The sequence below is a fragment of the Virgibacillus subterraneus genome (genome assembly GCF_900110695.1).
In the GTDB taxonomy this organism is placed as follows: Bacteria; Bacillota; Bacilli; order Bacillales; family Amphibacillaceae; genus Lentibacillus; species Lentibacillus subterraneus.
Genome location: NZ_FOEH01000004.1, coordinates 13637 through 30260, shown reverse-complemented (window position 1 = coordinate 30260; position 16624 = coordinate 13637). Strand labels below are relative to the sequence as shown.

14 protein-coding genes and 1 pseudogene are annotated in these 16624 nt (G+C 35.8%); 13 read left to right on the top strand and 2 right to left on the bottom strand.

Annotated features, from left to right (window positions below; genetic code table 11):
* The first annotated feature begins 56 nt into the window (after positions 1-56).
* The 12 genes and pseudogenes from BMY13_RS11980 to BMY13_RS11925 all read left to right on the top strand — a co-directional run bounded on the left by BMY13_RS11980 (position 57) and on the right by BMY13_RS11925 (position 14663).
* The gene (locus tag BMY13_RS11980; RefSeq protein WP_092492837.1) at positions 57-1199 is read left to right on the top strand and encodes an acyl-CoA dehydrogenase family protein; all 1143 of its coding nucleotides are present in this window, start codon (positions 57-59) and stop codon (positions 1197-1199) included.
* Positions 1200-1224: 25 nt separating this feature from the next.
* Positions 1225-2859 carry an AMP-binding protein gene (locus BMY13_RS11975; RefSeq protein ID WP_092504908.1) on the top strand — a complete coding sequence of 545 codons (1635 nt, stop codon included), beginning with the start codon at positions 1225-1227 and terminating at the stop codon, positions 2857-2859.
* Positions 2860-2869: 10 nt separating this feature from the next.
* Positions 2870-4225: an acetyl-CoA carboxylase biotin carboxylase subunit gene (locus BMY13_RS11970; protein ID WP_092492835.1), complete on the top strand. Its 1356-nt coding sequence runs from the start codon at positions 2870-2872 to the stop codon at positions 4223-4225.
* A 13-nt stretch (positions 4226-4238) separates the two neighbouring features.
* On the top strand, positions 4239-4451 hold the full coding sequence (locus BMY13_RS11965) for an acetyl-CoA carboxylase biotin carboxyl carrier protein subunit (protein ID WP_092492834.1): 213 nt from the start codon (positions 4239-4241) through the stop codon (positions 4449-4451).
* Between the two features lie 173 nt (positions 4452-4624).
* A complete protein-coding gene (locus BMY13_RS11960; protein ID WP_092492833.1) occupies positions 4625-5524 on the top strand; it encodes a hydroxymethylglutaryl-CoA lyase in 900 nt (299 codons plus the stop codon).
* A gap of 18 nt (positions 5525-5542) precedes the next feature.
* Positions 5543-6325 (top strand): enoyl-CoA hydratase, encoded by a 783-nt coding sequence (locus tag BMY13_RS11955; protein WP_092504905.1) that lies wholly within the window; start codon positions 5543-5545, stop codon positions 6323-6325.
* 18 nt (positions 6326-6343) lie between these two features.
* The gene (locus BMY13_RS11950) at positions 6344-7873 is read left to right on the top strand and encodes an acyl-CoA carboxylase subunit beta (RefSeq protein WP_092504903.1); all 1530 of its coding nucleotides are present in this window, start codon (positions 6344-6346) and stop codon (positions 7871-7873) included.
* A gap of 221 nt (positions 7874-8094) precedes the next feature.
* A complete protein-coding gene (locus tag BMY13_RS11945) occupies positions 8095-8553 on the top strand; it encodes a flavin reductase family protein (protein ID WP_092504901.1) in 459 nt (152 codons plus the stop codon).
* A 59-nt stretch (positions 8554-8612) separates the two neighbouring features.
* Positions 8613-9092, top strand: a complete 480-nt coding sequence (locus BMY13_RS11940; RefSeq protein ID WP_092492829.1) for a CBS domain-containing protein — start codon at positions 8613-8615, stop codon at positions 9090-9092.
* A gap of 138 nt (positions 9093-9230) precedes the next feature.
* Positions 9231-12869: a dynamin family protein gene (locus BMY13_RS11935; RefSeq protein WP_092504899.1), complete on the top strand. Its 3639-nt coding sequence runs from the start codon at positions 9231-9233 to the stop codon at positions 12867-12869.
* A gap of 4 nt (positions 12870-12873) precedes the next feature.
* A pseudogene (locus tag BMY13_RS11930) lies at positions 12874-13737 on the top strand (5'-3' exonuclease); the annotation flags it as partial.
* Positions 13738-14279: 542 nt separating this feature from the next.
* The gene (locus BMY13_RS11925) at positions 14280-14663 is read left to right on the top strand and encodes a DUF302 domain-containing protein (protein WP_092504895.1); all 384 of its coding nucleotides are present in this window, start codon (positions 14280-14282) and stop codon (positions 14661-14663) included.
* Between the two features lie 46 nt (positions 14664-14709).
* On the opposite strand, the gene BMY13_RS20070 is transcribed toward BMY13_RS11925, so the two are convergent.
* On the bottom strand, positions 14710-15072 hold the full coding sequence (locus BMY13_RS20070; RefSeq protein WP_092504893.1) for a COX15/CtaA family protein: 363 nt from the start codon (positions 15070-15072) through the stop codon (positions 14710-14712).
* Complete coding sequence (locus BMY13_RS11915) at positions 15002-15553, bottom strand: COX15/CtaA family protein (protein WP_092504891.1); 552 nt, start codon at positions 15551-15553, stop codon at positions 15002-15004. The genes BMY13_RS20070 and BMY13_RS11915 overlap by 71 nt, the downstream gene beginning before the upstream one ends.
* A 224-nt stretch (positions 15554-15777) precedes the next feature.
* Here BMY13_RS11915 and BMY13_RS11910 point away from each other — a divergent pair, with 224 nt between their 5' ends.
* A complete protein-coding gene (locus BMY13_RS11910) occupies positions 15778-16620 on the top strand; it encodes a gamma-glutamylcyclotransferase family protein (protein ID WP_175476794.1) in 843 nt (280 codons plus the stop codon).
* Positions 16621-16624: the final 4 nt, after the last annotated feature.

Below are 16624 nucleotides of genomic sequence, written 5' to 3'. Positions count from 1 at the left end.
TTGAAGCGAACAGACCAACCAGTCGGTCTTGTTCTTATAATAATAGGAGGTTTGACATGAATTTTGAATTAACAAAAGAACAAATGATGATCAAGAAAATGGTTCAGGATTTCGCTGATAATGTAATAAGACCTAGGGCAGTCGAAATTGATAAACAAGCTAAATTCCCAGAAGATATATTTAAACAAATGGGTGAGCTTGGATTAATGGGGATACCATTTCCTGAACAATATGGCGGTTCAGATGGGGACACGTTATCTTATGCACTAGCTGTTGAAGAAATTGGTAAAGTATGTGGAAGCACTGGACTAAGTTATGCAGCAACAGTTTCGTTAGGTGCAAGTCCTATTTATTATTTTGGAACAGAAGAACAAAAAGAGAAATATTTAACGCCAATTACACAGGGAAAAACACTTGCAGCCTTTGGATTAACGGAACCAAACGCTGGTTCTGATGCCGGTGGAACTAAGACTACTGCGGTTGCAGATGGCGATGATTTTGTAATTAACGGTGAGAAATGTTTTATTACTAATGCTAACTATTCAAATACAATAACCGTTACAGCTGTTACTGGTAAAGATGACAGAGGTAAAAATATTATCAGTGCAATAATTGTACCGACGAATACTGAAGGTGTAACAATAAATAGTAACTATGACAAAATGGGGGTACGTGGTTCAGATACAGCTGAAATTGTATTGGATAATGTACGTGTACCACAGAAAAATTTACTGGGAGATCCCGATAAAGGGTTTAAGCAGTTTTTGCACACCTTAGATGGTGGACGAATTTCAATAGCCGCACTAGGCTTAGGAATTGCTCAAGCATCTTTAAATAAGGCTCTGGAGTATGCCAAAGAAAGAACACAGTTCGGTAAATCAATTTCCAGTTTTCAGGCAATACAATTTAAGCTTGCTGACATGGCAATGGAAACTGAACTGGCTCGGAATATGGTTCACAAGGCCGCATGGCTGAAGGATAATAATAAGCCATTCTCGAAGGAAGCAGCATATGCAAAACTTTATGCTACCGAGACAGCATTCAAAAACGCAAACCAGGCAATACAAATTCATGGTGGATATGGCTATATGCGCGAATATGAAGTTGAAAGATATTTGCGTGATGCAAAATTATTGGAAATCGGGGAAGGAACATCTGAGATACAACGTATGGTAATTGCTAGACAGTTAGGATGCTGATAATACCTATGAGGGGAGAAAATTCATGTCTTTACTAAACTTAACAGTTGGAGAGCTATTGGAAAAGCAAGTGAATTTATATCCAGATCAAGAAGCAGTTGTCTACCCGGAACTAAATTTAAGAAAAACATATAAAGAATTTAATGAAATCGCCAATAAAGCTGCAAAAGGCTTGATGTCACTAGGAATTGAAAAAGGGGAAAACGTAGCTATTTGGTCCGATAATAAACCGGAATGGATCACCAGCCAATTTGCTACAGGAAAAATGGGTGCGGTTCTTGTTACAGTCAATACAAGCTATCAGGCGAAAGAGCTTGAATATCTATTAAAACAATCTGAATCAACAACACTTATTTTAGCAGAATCATATAAAGGAACATCTTATGTCGATGTGTTGAAGCAGGTATGCCCTGAGTTTGAGGATGCAAAAAAGGGAGAGTTACATTCTGAGAATGTACCGTTTTTAAAAAATGTCGTTATAATCAGCGATGATAACTATTCCAATGCCTATACGTGGGACGAAATGATCGAAAATGGAAATCAAATTTCCGACGAAAAACTTGATGAACGAAAAAAGACCTTACACCATCATGATGTTATCAATATGCAATACACATCGGGTACAACTGGATTCCCAAAAGGCGTCATGCTGACCCACTCTAATATCGTTAATAACGGGAATCAAATTGCTGACTGTATGAAATTAACTAATAAAGACCGGCTATGTATTCCAGTTCCGTTTTTCCATTGCTTTGGGTGTGTGTTAGGCGTTCTGGCGGCCGTATCCAAGGGCACAACAATGGTAATCGTGGAGCAATTTGAAGCCGAAAAAGTTATGAAAGCTGTTTCAGATGAAAAATGCACCGGATTGCATGGAGTGCCAACTATGTTTATTGCAGAATTGAATCATCCTAATTTTTCAAAGTATGATTTTTCTCATTTACGTACAGGTATTATGGCGGGGTCAACATGCCCAATTGAAGTAATGAACGATGTAATGAATAAAATGGGTGCGAAAGAAATCACAATCGCTTATGGACAAACCGAATCATCACCTGTGATTACCCAAACAAAGACAGATGATCCTGCCGAACTTAAAGCGAGTACAGTAGGAAAGGTTCATCCAAATGTTGAGGTGAAAATTATAGTACCAGGTACAAATGATGAGCAGGTTCAAGGTGTTCCCGGTGAATTATGCACCAGAGGCTATCATGTGATGAAGGGGTATTATAATAATGAGGAAGCAACAAACAATGCAATCGATAGTGATGGCTGGTTACATACCGGTGATCTTGCTGTCATGGATGAAAATGGGTATTTGAAAATTACCGGCCGCATGAAAGATATGATTATACGTGGCGGTGAAAATATATATCCACGTGAAATTGAGGAATTTCTTTATCAGCATCCAGAAGTTCTTGATGTTCAGGTTGTTGGCATTCCAGATAAAAAATATGGTGAAGAGGTAATGGCATGGGTAATATTAAGAGATGGCGCGAAGGCAACTGAAGATGATATTAGAGCCTTTTGCGAAGGCAATATATCAAGGCATAAGATACCAAGGCACATAGCATTTGTAGATGAATATCCAATGACTGCGAGCGGTAAAATACAAAAATTTAAGCTAAAAGAATATGCAGTCGAACAAATTCGGCAATAGGAGAGAGCTTATGATAAAAAAAGTACTTATAGCAAATCGCGGGGAGATAGCAGCTCGTATTATTCGGACTTGCAAGAAGCTGGATATACAAACAGTAGCTGTTTACTCAGAAGCAGATCAAAAAGCACCTTTTGTGTCAATGGCTGATGATAGCTTTTTACTTGGACCTCCACGTGTTAATGAAAGTTACTTAAACATCGATAAAATAATTTCAATTGCAAAAGAATCAAAAGTTGATGCGATTCATCCAGGCTATGGATTTCTGAGCGAGAGTGGAGAATTTGCTGAGAAATCCCAACACGCAGGTATTCAGTTTATCGGACCAACAAGCAAAGTTATGGAAAAAATGGGCAGTAAGATTGAAGCAAGAAATGCCATGAAATGGGCAGGTGTCCCTGTTGTTCCAGGAACTGATGGCGCTATTGCATCTGCGGAAGATGGGATTGAAATTGCGAAAGATATCGGCTACCCAATCATGCTAAAGGCTTCTGCAGGCGGTGGTGGAATCGGCATGCAGGTTGTACAAACAGATGAAGAGCTTATGAAAGCATTTGAAAGTAATTCAAAACGTGCTCAAACATTTTTTGGTGATGGTGCTATGTTCTTAGAGAAGAAACTGGAGAATGCCAGACATATAGAAATACAGCTTCTAGCAGATAACCATGGAAATGTAATCCATTTATTTGAGAGAGAATGTTCCATTCAGCGCAGGAATCAGAAAGTAATAGAAGAAGCTCCTTCATCGTTTATATCTGACAGAACTCGTAAATTAATGGGGGAAGCTGCAGTAAAAGCGGCAAAGTCCTTAGGATATACCAATGCTGGTACAATTGAATTTTTAGTGGATGAAGAGGAGAACTTTTATTTTCTGGAAATGAATACGAGAATTCAGGTTGAACATCCAGTAACAGAAGAAATAACTGGCCAAGATATTGTTGAACACCAAATTGCGATAGCAAACGGAGAAGAACTCTCGATTAAACAATCCGATTTACAAATTGATGGTCACGCAATTGAAGTACGAATCTATGCAGAGGATCCAGTTACATTCTTTCCATCACCAGGACATATTTCCGTATTTCAGATGCCTGACGGGAAGTACTGTCGTAATGAGGTTGCCGTAGCAGAAAATTATGATGTAACTCCATATTATGATCCTATGATTGGAAAATTAATAGTGAAAGGATCAACTAGAGATGAAGCTATCTCATTATTAAAAGAAGCATTATTAACATACAAAGTAGAAGGTATAAAAACGAATATACCTATGTTGCTGGCTATTATTGATAATGAAGAATTTAAAAAAGGAAACACGACGACAGGGTTTGTCCAAGAATATTATTTACCACAAGTTAAGACAAAATAAGGAGGAATTTATCATGAACGAAGTTAAAGCATCAATGGCAGGAAGTGTATGGAAAATAACAGTTAATGCTGGTGAAAAAGTTGAAGAAGGGCAAGATATCGTTATTCTGGAATCAATGAAAATGGAGATTCCAATTGCTGCTGAAGCGGGTGGAACAATAAAGGAATTGAAAGTTTCAGAGGGAGATTTCGTCAATGAAGGCGACGTAATTGCCATTATAGAGTAACAACTAACTTTGATCGCAGTTAAGATAGTCTAAATACTTTCTTACTGCATAAGTGTTTGCCACTAAAGCATGCACTCCAAAGTACAAGGGGTTTTAAGAAAGCAAAGTATGCTTTCATAAAGAATCCCTTTAACGAATGCAAAGTTTTCTAAGAATAGATAGGAGGGTTGCGATTGAACTTTCCAAACAAAGTTAAAATAAATGAAGTAGGTCCACGTGATGGGTTGCAGAATGAGGCTGAACTGGTTCCGGCAGCTGCAAAAATTGACTGGATTAATATGTTGTCTGAAACCGGGGCTTCCTATATTGAAGTTTCATCCTTTGTACATCCAGACTGGATTCCACAACTAAAGGATGCAACTGAAGTAGCAAAAAAAATTAAACGGAATCCTGATGTTACCTATGCCGCTTTGGTCCCTAATAATAAGGGACTTGATCGTGCTTTGGAAGTAAACGTCGATGAAATTTGTCTGTTTCTATCAGCGAGTGAGACACATAATAAAAACAATATAAACAAAACTATTGACCAAACTTTACCAATTATAGAAAATGTCTCCAGTAAAGCTAAAGAGTCTAATAAACAAGTTAGAGGATATGTGTCTACTGTTTTTGGCTGCCCTTATGAAGGTGATATTGATGTTGAAAAAGTAATATCTATTTGTGATAGATTGTTCACAATGGGTGTAGACGAGATTTCTATTGGTGATACGATTGGTGTAGCTGACCCCGTTCAAGTGGATAAAGTGTTAACAAAACTATTAAAATATTTTCCGAAAGATAAATTGGCAATGCATTTTCATGATACAAGAGGGACCGCACTCGCAAACGTTTTAGTATCATTAAATCACGGTATAACAAATTTCGATAGTGCTGTAGGTGGTCTTGGAGGTTGCCCTTATGCTAAAGGCGCTTCGGGAAACCTTGCCACAGATGATTTATTATATATGTTACATCGGATGGGAATTGAAACTGGCATGAATATTGATAAAGTGATTGAATCGGCATTATATATTGAAAATTATGTTTCGAGTCTTTCCAGTCATCAAATGAAAATAATAAATAGTGAACGATAGGAAGGGAGAATAGTAATAGTGGCAGCGCTTATAGATTATAAATTAGTAGAAGATCATATTGCAGTCTTAAGTCTTAATAGGCCTGAAGCTATGAATGCGATGTCAAAGGCACTACTCGATGAACTGAATGAGTATGTTCACCAAATAAACACGAATGATGAAATAAGGTGCACAATTATAACCGGATCAAAAGAAAAGTCTTTTTGCGCCGGAGCTGATCTTAAAGAACGAAAAGAAATGTCTGAAGATCAAGTGATTGGCGCAGTTAAATATATTGGTGAAACTGTAACAAACATTGAAAATATGAAAATGCCAGTTATCGCCGCTATCAACGGAATTGCTTTTGGAGGTGGTCTCGAACTAACATTAGGCTGTGATTTACGTATTTCAGCTGATCACTCTAAGTTAGGGCTTACAGAGACATCACTAGCCATAATACCGGGTGCTGGTGGAACACAGCGTCTTACACGATTAATAGGGCTAGGTAAGGCAAAACGACTAATTTTTACCGCTAAGTCTTTAACAGCTGATGAAGCGCTAGAACTTGGATTGGTAGAACAAGTCGTGGAATCACATGCATTACTAGATGCGGCTACGGAAATGGCAAAACAAATCACTAAAAATGGACCTATTGCGCTCAGACAAGCAAAAACGGCAATCAATAAAGGCATTCAAACCGATATGACAACTGGTTTGGCTATTGAACATTTATGTTATAAAGAAACAATACCTACCGAGGATCGAATAGAAGGTTTACAAGCATTTAAGGAAAAACGAAAACCTGTCTATCAAGGTAAATAGAAGCAGGGAGGGTACTAAATGTCATATATCGAAGAATTCAAACAAAGAGTTGAAGAAATTAAAAAAGGTGGCCAGGAAAAGTACCACCAGAAAAATGAAGAAAAAGGCAAGTTATTCGTTCGTAAACGTCTGGAGTTATTATTCGATGATCAGATAGATGTTGAAGATGCATTTTTTGCAAATTGTATGGATGATTCTTTACCATCTGATGGAGTTGTAACTGGAATTGGCCAAATTGGCGGTCAGGCTGTCTGTGTGATGGCAAATGACTCTACAGTAAAAGCTGGTTCCTGGGGCAAACGGACTGTCGAAAAAATAATCCGTATACAGGAAACAGCAGAGAAGTTGGAGATACCAATGCTTTATCTTGTAGACTCTGCTGGTGCAAGAATAACTGACCAAATAGAAATGTTCCCTGGTCGTCGTGGCGCCGGTCGAATTTTCCATAACCAAATAAAGCTGTCTGGCCGCGTACCACAGGTTTGTCTTTTATTCGGACCTTCTGCAGCAGGCGGTGCATACATTCCGGCATTTTGTGATATCGTAGTTATGGTTGAAGGAAACGCATCAATGTATTTAGGGTCACCACGTATGGCAGAAAAAGTCATCGGTGAAAAAGTAAGCCTGGAGGAAATGGGTGGAGCACAAATGCATTGTTCTGTTTCAGGCTGTGGCGATGTATTGGTTAAATCTGAAGAAGAAGCAATTGAATACACAAAAAAATATCTTGGCTATTTCCCAGCGAACTTCAGAAAAAAGCCTAACGTTGCTGATTCCAAAGAGATTAAAGTATTTGAAAAGTCGATTACAGATTTAATTCCCGAAAATCAAAATGCTCCATTTAACATGTACGATTTTATCAACAGGATTATTGACGAGGATAGTTTTTGTGAAGTTAAAAAGAAATTTGCACCAGAATTAATCACGGGACTTGCACGAATAAATGGCAAATCAGTAGGAATTATTGCAAATCAGCCTAGGATGAAAGGTGGCGTCTTATTCCCGGATTCAGCGGATAAGGCAGCTAAATTTATTCAATTGTGCGATGCATTTAATATTCCATTATTATTCCTGATGGATATTCCTGGGTTTATGATTGGTACAAAAGTGGAACGTGCAGGTATTATTCGACATGGTGCAAAAATGCTTGCAGCAATGAGTGAAGCAACTGTACCTAAAATCTCAGTAGTCGTGCGTAAAGCTTATGGTGCGGGATTATATGCAATGGCTGGTCCTGCATTTGACCCAGATTGCTGCATAGCATTGCCAACCGCTCAGATTGCAGTTATGGGACCTGAAGCAGCTGTGAATGCTGTATATGCGAATAAAATTGCTGAATTGCCAGAAGAAGATAGACCTGCATTTATAAAAGAAAAGCAGGAAGAATATAAAGACAATATTGATATTTATCGATTAGCGTCAGAGATGGTTGTTGATGCAATCGTAGATCCGGATAAGTTAAGGAATGAACTTATTAAACGCTACAACCTGTATGAGGAAAAAAATATAACGTTCACCGAAAGAAAACATGGCGTTTATCCAGTATAACTAGTTTATTTACGAGAAGGCTTTGGTAAAGTTACCAAAGCCTTCAATTACGTATTATAACAAAGTCATAATATATTAAAATACCTAAAAGCTAACCATAGTTTGTTATAATATTATTATGTAAACTACATATTACAATAAACACTATTTATTTCAATTTTCCCTTTATAAATGATATTCTAAATTAGAATGTTCTAGAAGGAAAGAGGGGATACTTCGTAATGGATAATAGACTTTTTCGTGATGCTATGGGTAAATTTGCAACAGGTATCACTATAGTAACAACCGAATACAATGGTGAAATCATGGGAATGACTGTAAATGCATTTATGTCTGTTTCATTGGATCCAAAATTGATTGCTATTTCAATTGATGAAAAAGCTCGAATGTATGATAAATTACAAGTTACTAAGAAATTTGGGTTAAGTATATTAACCGAGGACCAGAAGGATTTATCTATGATTTTTGCAAAACAAATCAATAATGACAGGGAGATAGCATATTTGAGACAAGACAATATTCCTGTTCTAGACGCTTCCATAGCAACGCTCTCATGCCATGTTAAAGAAACAGCTAATGCTGGTGACCATATGATATTCATTGCTGAAGTAACTGACGTAAAAATGAATGGTGGAGATCCTATATTATTTTATGGTGGTCAATATCATACGCTGGATTAACTCAAAGCCAACCGTATTGAACTGGTTGGTTCTTTTACATAATTAAGAAAGGGTGCCATATGAAAATAAAAGATTTTATGATCACAGATATAATTAGCATTACGAAAGATAAAACGATAAAACAATTATTAGAGACTTTAGTTACCAATAAAATCGGTGGGGTACCTGTAGTTGATGAGGAAAATCGTTTAATTGGTATGATAAGCGATGGAGATGTTATTCGTTGTATTCAACCTAAAGGTAGAACAGTATATGATATGTTTACAATTGTGCTAGTAAGTGAGGAAGAAGACTTAAGAGATAAAATTGAATATAATATTAATAACAAAGTGGACACAATTATGAATAAAAGACATACGCATACAGTGCACCCTAATGATAATCTGGAAGAAGCCCTAACTATTTTATCCAAATATCATTTTAAGAAAATCCCAGTTGTTGACGAAGATTCTAAAGTTGTGGGGGTTATTAGCAGAGGGGATATCATTCGGTCTATTTCCACAAAGATTATTTCACCTATCAATAAGGAAAAGTCCTAGATATTCACTAAAGTACGTCTCACGTTCTTTCGATGAAACGTTTACTCTTATAAATAAATTTAAATATAGAGGGTAGAAATAACGTCAGAAATTCAGTATAATAGTTGCTAGAATTGTTAATTGGAAGGGATTTTCTTCATGATCATAACAGAACAAAACCAAGCTCAAACTAATCTTCAGCACTTAGCTGCACTATATCAGGCAATGGTTGAAAATGATGACTTAAAACATGCTAATAAAATTCTGGATGTCTATGAAAAACTTAACAGACAAGAATTAATGATCAGCTTTGCTGGTCATTTTTCTGCTGGAAAATCATCAATGATCAATAGTCTATTAGGGAAGTCTATATTGCCGAAAAGCCCTATTCCAACAAGCGCAAATGTTGTTAAAATAAAATCAGGTAAAGGAATTGCCCGTGTTTATTTTCATGATACCTTGCCAGTGGAATATGAAGAACCTTATGATATTGAAATGATTAAGGAGTATGCAAAGGATAAAGCAAGCATCAAAGAAATAGAGATTAGTACAAAGGAAAATATTCTTCCAGATGAATGCGTTATTATCGATACACCAGGTATAGATGCAGCAGATGATGCCGATCGAATTATGACAGAGTCGTCATTACACCTTGTAGATGCATTGTTCTATGTTATGGATTATAACCATGTTCAATCAGAAGTTAATTTGCAATTTTTGAAAAAAGTGCAAGATAATAATATTCCGTTTTATATTATTATAAACCAGATTGATAAACATGATGAAAGTGAATTAACCTTTGAAACCTTCAAACAAAAAATTAAACAAACGTTTGATCAATGGAATATATTTCCAGAAGTAACCTATTATACTTCCTTAATAGATAGTAATGCAGCATACAATGAATTCCCAGTAATCAAAGATAAACTTAATACACTGATGACATCTGATAAGGAATTTACCTTAAATACAGAACGATCGGTTATACAGGTTATTGATGAACACAAACGTTATTTGGATAGCATTTATGAGGAAAGCCTGGCAGAAGTTTCACCAAGTGAAAGTGACAAATTTGAAACTTTATCAATACAATTAGAGAATATTAATAGTATTGTTTCAAACCTCAAAAGCAAACCTAAGGAAATGGAAAGAGATTTTTTAGCTAATCTAAATGCAACCCTAAAAAATGCGTATTTGTTGCCCTCGGATTTACGGGATAAAGCAGAACTATTTTTAGAATCACAAATAAAAGATTTTAAAGTAGGATTTTTTGCCTCTAAAAAGAAAACGGAAGAAGAGAGAGAAACACGTTTAAACAAGTTTTATAATCACTTACTGGAACGTATCGATGCTGCAATTCAGTGGAAACTTCGTGACAAGTTCCTGAATCTGCTGAAGCAGTACAATATACATGACCAAAATCTTGTACAACAAATTCAGCAATTTTCGATTGATTATGATAAAGAGGCGCTTCTATCTTTACAAAATCCTGGAGCAACAGTTAATGGCGACTATATATTAAATTACACAAATGATGTTAGTGCTGATATTAAGAAAAGGTTTAAAATGGAAGCATTGAAATTATGGGATTTAATTTACAATAGTTTTATAGATGAGATAAATGATGAAATTGTAAAGAATGAAAAGGAACAAGAACAGCTTTATCATCTTTATGAACAACAAGAAAGACAGGAAGAACTTAAAACAGATTTGCGTGAAAAATATCAGTTGGTTGATACAGCCTTGGATAACCCAAATCCAAGTGACCAAATATGGCATCAAATAAATGATGCAATTAAGCTAAGATACAAAGCGATCAAACAGACAACCGAAGACTTTAATTCCAAGGCTATACCACAAACAGAAGTTGTTAATGAAACGCAAGAACAGACACAAAATAAAACTGTTTCGATAGATAATGTACTAACAAATATCGAAAACACGATTGCAACAATTGATGAACTCCCAGGTTTTCAGTCCATCATTGACGATTTAACTAGAAAACAAGTTCGTTTAAATAATCGCACGTATACAATAGCTCTATTTGGTGCGTTTAGTGCAGGCAAGTCATCATTTGCTAACGCATTAATAGGCGAAAATATATTGCCCGTTTCACCTAATCCAACCACAGCGGTGATTAATCGTATTAACCCAGTAAATGAAGCGTATGGCCACGGAACTGTTGTTGTTAAATTTAAAGATGAGCAGACACTTGTTGATGATATAAGATCATTAACCAGGCATTTTTCTCCCGAAGCGGTTAAAGTTGAAGATCTGGTTGATTGGATTATGAAGAATAATATTCATCAGAGTGAACAGCTTCATCAAACACATCAGACATATCTCAATGCGATTATCAATGGATTTAGTTACAATATGGATGCTATAGCACAAGAAGTGATAATTGACATAGGTGAGTTTTCAAGCTATGTAACCGATGAAACAAAAGCATGCTATATTGAATCGGTTGACCTTTATTATGATTGCTCATTAACGAGAGATGGTATCACCTTGGTTGACACCCCTGGAGCAGATTCGGTAAATGCACGCCATACAAACGTATCATTTGATTATATTAAGCATGCAGATGCCATTTTATATGTTACGTATTACAATCATGCATTAGCAAGAGCGGATAAAGACTTTTTAATGCAATTGGGAAGAGTGAAGGATGTCTTCCAACTTGATAAAATGTTCTTTATCATGAATGCCGCTGACCTTGCTGAAGATAACTCGGAACTTAAGATGGTAATGAATTACATTGAAGAGCAGCTAACACAATTAGGAATTCGTTTCCCAAGGTTATATCCGATTTCAAGTAAACAATCACTTCGGGAAAAGCTAAATAATGAAGTGCCAAATAAACAAATGAGAAATTTTGAGGAAACGTTTAACAACTTTATCCATTATGAATTAGCAGCACTCACGATCCAGTCAGTCGGCAGGGATATTTATCGTGCATCACAATCTATTAAAAATTATATAGATTCTTTACAATTAAATGCAACGGAAAAAGAAAATTATCGCGAGGATTTATATTCAAAACGAGCATCTTTAGAACAATTGGTAGATAAGATTGATAATAATATCTATGTACAAAAAATTAATCAAAAAATAGAGAAACAATTATTTTATGTTCTGGAACGTGAATCAATTCGTTTTCATGATATGTTTAAAGAAACGTTTAACCCAACTACTATCACCGAATCCGGCAGGAAAGCCCAAGTACAATTGGAACAAAGCCTAAGTAATCTGCTGGATTATGCTGGGTATGAGTTAATGCAGGAGTTACGAGCAGTCTCCCTTCGAGTAGAATCATTTATCACAGAGATGAAAAAAGATATACAGCTTGATTATTCTACCAAAAGCAACCTGATAGATAATAACTTCCTGCTTCCAGATTTCGACGATACTGAGCTTGAAACACCTGCCTATAATCAGGCTTTTACAGAACTCGATGTACAGACGTTTCATAAAGAGTTGAAAAGGTTTAATGGGACCAAAGCATTCTTTGTAAAAAATGAAAAAGAACAAATGAAGGAAGACATATTTAATCGCTTATCTCCATTTGTAAAAAGATATATTGAAGAAAGTCATCAGAAAATGAGCGATGTTTATACTGAACAATGGAATGTTATACTTGATTATATGAAAGAGGAAATAAAACGTATCGTAAGAACACACATTGATAATTACTTATCAATGGTAACGGATCAGCCTGTGGATATAGATACATTGCAAGATAAGAATCGTATTGTAAATTCAATAGTAGCTGTACAGGAGAAAATGGAGGCGTGACACTATGTCAAAACAAAGCAATGTATTGCTAGTTGACGGAATGGCATTACTTTTTCGTGGATTTTTTGCCACATCATTTCGGGGAAACTTTATGAAAAACAGTAAAGGCGTACCAACAAATGGTATCTATCAATTTTTACGCTATTTTTTAGACGCAGTAGATAAGTTTGAACCGACACATGTAGTTTGCTGCTGGGATATGGGCAGTAAAACATTTCGAACAGAATTATTTGATGGATATAAAGCGAATAGATCGGCTCCGCCAGAGGAGTTAATTCCTCAGTTCGATCTTATAAAAGAAGTAGCAGAGGCATTTAATTTGCCGAATATCGGACTGGAAAATTTCGAAGCGGATGATTGTATTGGAACACTGGCAAACCAATATGCATCTGAGAATGATGTTATAATTCTTACTGGCGATCAGGATATACTCCAGCTTGTAGATGACGGCATCAGTGTTGCGATCATGAAAAAAGGGCAAGGAAACTATGATGTATTCAGTCATGAAACATTCTACGAGAAAAAAGGTATTCGACCAAAGCAAATGATTGATCTTAAAGGATTAATGGGAGATACGTCTGATAATTACCCTGGAGTTAAAGGAATAGGTGAAAAAACTGCCTTAAAATTGATACAGGAATATGAAACCATTGAAAATATACTGGATAATATTGATAGGTTGCCAAAAGGAGTACAAACAAAAATAAGTGAGAATTTAGATATGCTTCACCTATCACGAGATTTAGCTGAAATCAGGTGTGATGTACCTATTGAATGTTCCTTAGAGCGAGCAAAATGGAGTTATGATAAGAAAAAAATAGAAGAAAAGTTTACGGATTTGGAATTTAATAATTTAATTAGCGTAGTTGAAATGCAAAGCATGCTTTGCATTTTTTTATTTTCAGTTAATAAACAAATATGTCTGCCGGATGCGCAGCCACCACCTATGAGGTTTTGCGGACACCAGGGACCTTATTTAACACAAACGCCCTCTATTAACCATGATATATGTAAAATAAGGGCTTCTGTGTCTGGATAACTTCGAAAATGTCACTTTTATATAGAAATAGCGTCTCCTGTGTCCACTAAAAAATTAAAGTTTTAGATCAAAAGAATAAATCCTTTCATACTGCATAAGTACAACTAAGGCTTATCTATATTAGGGCTTGCCGATATGCAAAGTTTTCTAAGCTTTTGGCGCATAGCCGTTACTATTAATACAATCAGACGGTATATACATATAGGCGCAAGGGTATAATTTATATCGGTTAAAACATACCCATGGGTGTACTGGTATATACCCATTGGAATGTTTGCAGTTAATGGTTGCAGGGCATATACTAATAGGTGTATAGGTATGTTAGAATGGTGGTTGAAAGAGAAAAATTATGCTTAGAAGGAGGCATTTAAATGTTTAACTATACCGTTGAGACATCTAAGAGTATTGACGATGCTGTTGAATCACTTGAATTAAAATTAAAAGAGGATAGTTTTGGGGTACTTTGGGATTTTGACGTAAAAAAAACCTTAGAGAGTAAGGGACTAGATTATGAACCGAATTATCGTATTTTGGAAGTGTGTAACCCTAAAGCTGCAAAAGAACTACTTGAAAAAAATCACATGGTTGGTTATTTTCTTCCTTGCAAAATTACGATCTATGAATCTGAAGGTAAGACTTTTATAGGTATGCCCCGACCATCAGAGTTGATTAAACTTACTAAAGATAATTCACTTTATGATTTTGCCTATGATATTGAGAATACATTGATAAAGGTTATGGACGCTGCAAAATAGAGCAATTTAAAAAGGAACTCATATAAGGCTATATGAGTTCCTCTTTTTATCTCGTGGACATAATTCTTCCTTCTATAATTATTGCAAAGAGTATAGTTCCTATGGCAAGGTGTAACACTGCCATGGAAAGTAATACAAAAGAAAGTATCGTTGCAATACCTGCAATTACTTGTAAAATTACTACGACAAGAGCAACCATTATCCGATTCTTTAATGGGTGGTTATGTTCTTTGAATATCTGAACAGCTAAAAATATAATGTAACCTGTTACAATAAAGGCTAGAGCACGGTGAGATGTTTGTAATAATTCGGGCAGTGAGGCAGGTAATACACTGTCATTACATCCAAGCCATCCACATGCAAGACCGTAATGCTGGTGCTTTATATATGCTCCTAATCCGATCGTCATAAATAATAATATACTGAGTATATTTATTTAAATGTTTTATCAAAGGGCTTCCTATTTTACCCTTTGGTTGATCACTTCGCCAGAACCAGATTAAAATCGCCATAAATATCATCGCGATAAGTAAATGAATTGTAATGATTATTGATGGAAGGTGATAAAAAACAACAATTGCTCCCATAATTAATTGCAGAATTAATAAGTCGAGCATCCAATTAGCAACTTTAACTTTGAAAAAGCTCTCATTTTCTTTTCTTATTTTGATAAATAAAATGATAGTCATGAAGAACAAAATAGCCCCAATAACACGATGACCAAATTCTATCAGTGTATCCCCTTGTAACCCTGGAATTATTTGACCGTTACATAATGGCCATTCAGGACCGCAGCCCATTCCGGATTCTGATGAAGCGACATAGCCGCCGAAGACAATTAATAGATACGTTAGTAACACTGTAATAAATGTAAACTTCTGTTTAGACATTACAACACCCCTTCATTTATACGAAAACATTCATAGTTTAGCAGAAAAAGGATAAAACGATTGTGCTCTGTATCACTTAAAGGACTTTTTGAAAAAATTCTAGGAATTTAAGCATACTTTCTTACTGGCATAAGTGTAATTAAGGCTTATCTAGAACATTAAGGCGTGCGATAAGCCAAGTTTTCTAATAAAATAAAGAAAAGAATAATTTTAGGAGGAACATGATGCCGAATGTATTTGTTTATGGAACGTTAAGAAAGGGAGAGCGAAATCACCATTTTTTAGATGGTGCTGCATGTATTTTTGAGCAATGCCGAACTAACGGATCTTTATATGATACGAATAATGGTTATCCGGCCATGAAAGAAAATAAATCGGATTGGATATATGGTGAATTATACGAGGTAACAGAATCACAGTTGAAAGCAATTGATAGTTTAGAAGGTTTTGAGGAAGGTTACTGGGATAATCTATACAATCGAACTACTGTTCCTGTATACAACGATTCAGGTGAAGAAATAAGGGCAATCATTTATACTGCTGGTCAAGCATTACATAAGTTCACTAAACGAATTCCTTCTGGAGATTGGCTAGTATACAATTATTTAAAACAAGATGAAATATTATATTTTGCCTATGGTTCTTGTATGGATGACGAACGATTTAAGCTGGCAGGTGCAGATCAATACTTTGCAAATTTAAAAGGTAGAGGAATCTTAAATGGCTTCGAATTTAAATTCTCAAGAAGTACACATGATGGTGGTAAGGCAGATTTGGTTGAAAATAGTAAGGAAAAAGTGGAGGGAAAAGTCTATCAAATACCACATGAGGCAATAGAATACTTGTATAAACGGGAAGGTGTTTATGCAAATGCCTATCGCCCTGCTATAGTGCCAGTTACAATTAACAGATTGATATATCATGCCATTACATTTATTGGTATGGAGAAATCAGCTGAAATGAAGCCGACTGAGTTGTATGCAACTGAAATTATTCGAGGCGGGTGCGGTCTGTTAAGCTATGAATATCTCCAAAGAATTCAGCAGAAAATCGATCGTTTTAATTAGAATT

What these genes read in the sequence shown, in the direction of transcription:
- BMY13_RS11965 (WP_092492834.1), top strand. Translation starts at nt 4,239, where the DNA reads ATGAACGAAGTTAAAGCATCAATGGCAGGAAGTGTATGGAAAATAACA.
- BMY13_RS11940 (WP_092492829.1), top strand. Translation starts at nt 8,613, where the DNA reads ATGAAAATAAAAGATTTTATGATCACAGATATAATTAGCATTACGAAA.
- BMY13_RS11935 (WP_092504899.1), top strand. Translation starts at nt 9,231, where the DNA reads ATGATCATAACAGAACAAAACCAAGCTCAAACTAATCTTCAGCACTTA.
- BMY13_RS11915 (WP_092504891.1), bottom strand. Translation starts at nt 15,553, where the DNA reads ATGTCTAAACAGAAGTTTACATTTATTACAGTGTTACTAACGTATCTA.
- BMY13_RS11975 (WP_092504908.1), top strand. Translation starts at nt 1,225, where the DNA reads ATGTCTTTACTAAACTTAACAGTTGGAGAGCTATTGGAAAAGCAAGTG.
- BMY13_RS20070 (WP_092504893.1), bottom strand. Translation starts at nt 15,072, where the DNA reads ATGACGATCGGATTAGGAGCATATATAAAGCACCAGCATTACGGTCTT.
- BMY13_RS11980 (WP_092492837.1), top strand. Translation starts at nt 57, where the DNA reads ATGAATTTTGAATTAACAAAAGAACAAATGATGATCAAGAAAATGGTT.
- BMY13_RS11950 (WP_092504903.1), top strand. Translation starts at nt 6,344, where the DNA reads ATGTCATATATCGAAGAATTCAAACAAAGAGTTGAAGAAATTAAAAAA.
- BMY13_RS11970 (WP_092492835.1), top strand. Translation starts at nt 2,870, where the DNA reads ATGATAAAAAAAGTACTTATAGCAAATCGCGGGGAGATAGCAGCTCGT.
- BMY13_RS11925 (WP_092504895.1), top strand. Translation starts at nt 14,280, where the DNA reads ATGTTTAACTATACCGTTGAGACATCTAAGAGTATTGACGATGCTGTT.
- BMY13_RS11945 (WP_092504901.1), top strand. Translation starts at nt 8,095, where the DNA reads ATGGATAATAGACTTTTTCGTGATGCTATGGGTAAATTTGCAACAGGT.
- BMY13_RS11910 (WP_175476794.1), top strand. Translation starts at nt 15,778, where the DNA reads ATGCCGAATGTATTTGTTTATGGAACGTTAAGAAAGGGAGAGCGAAAT.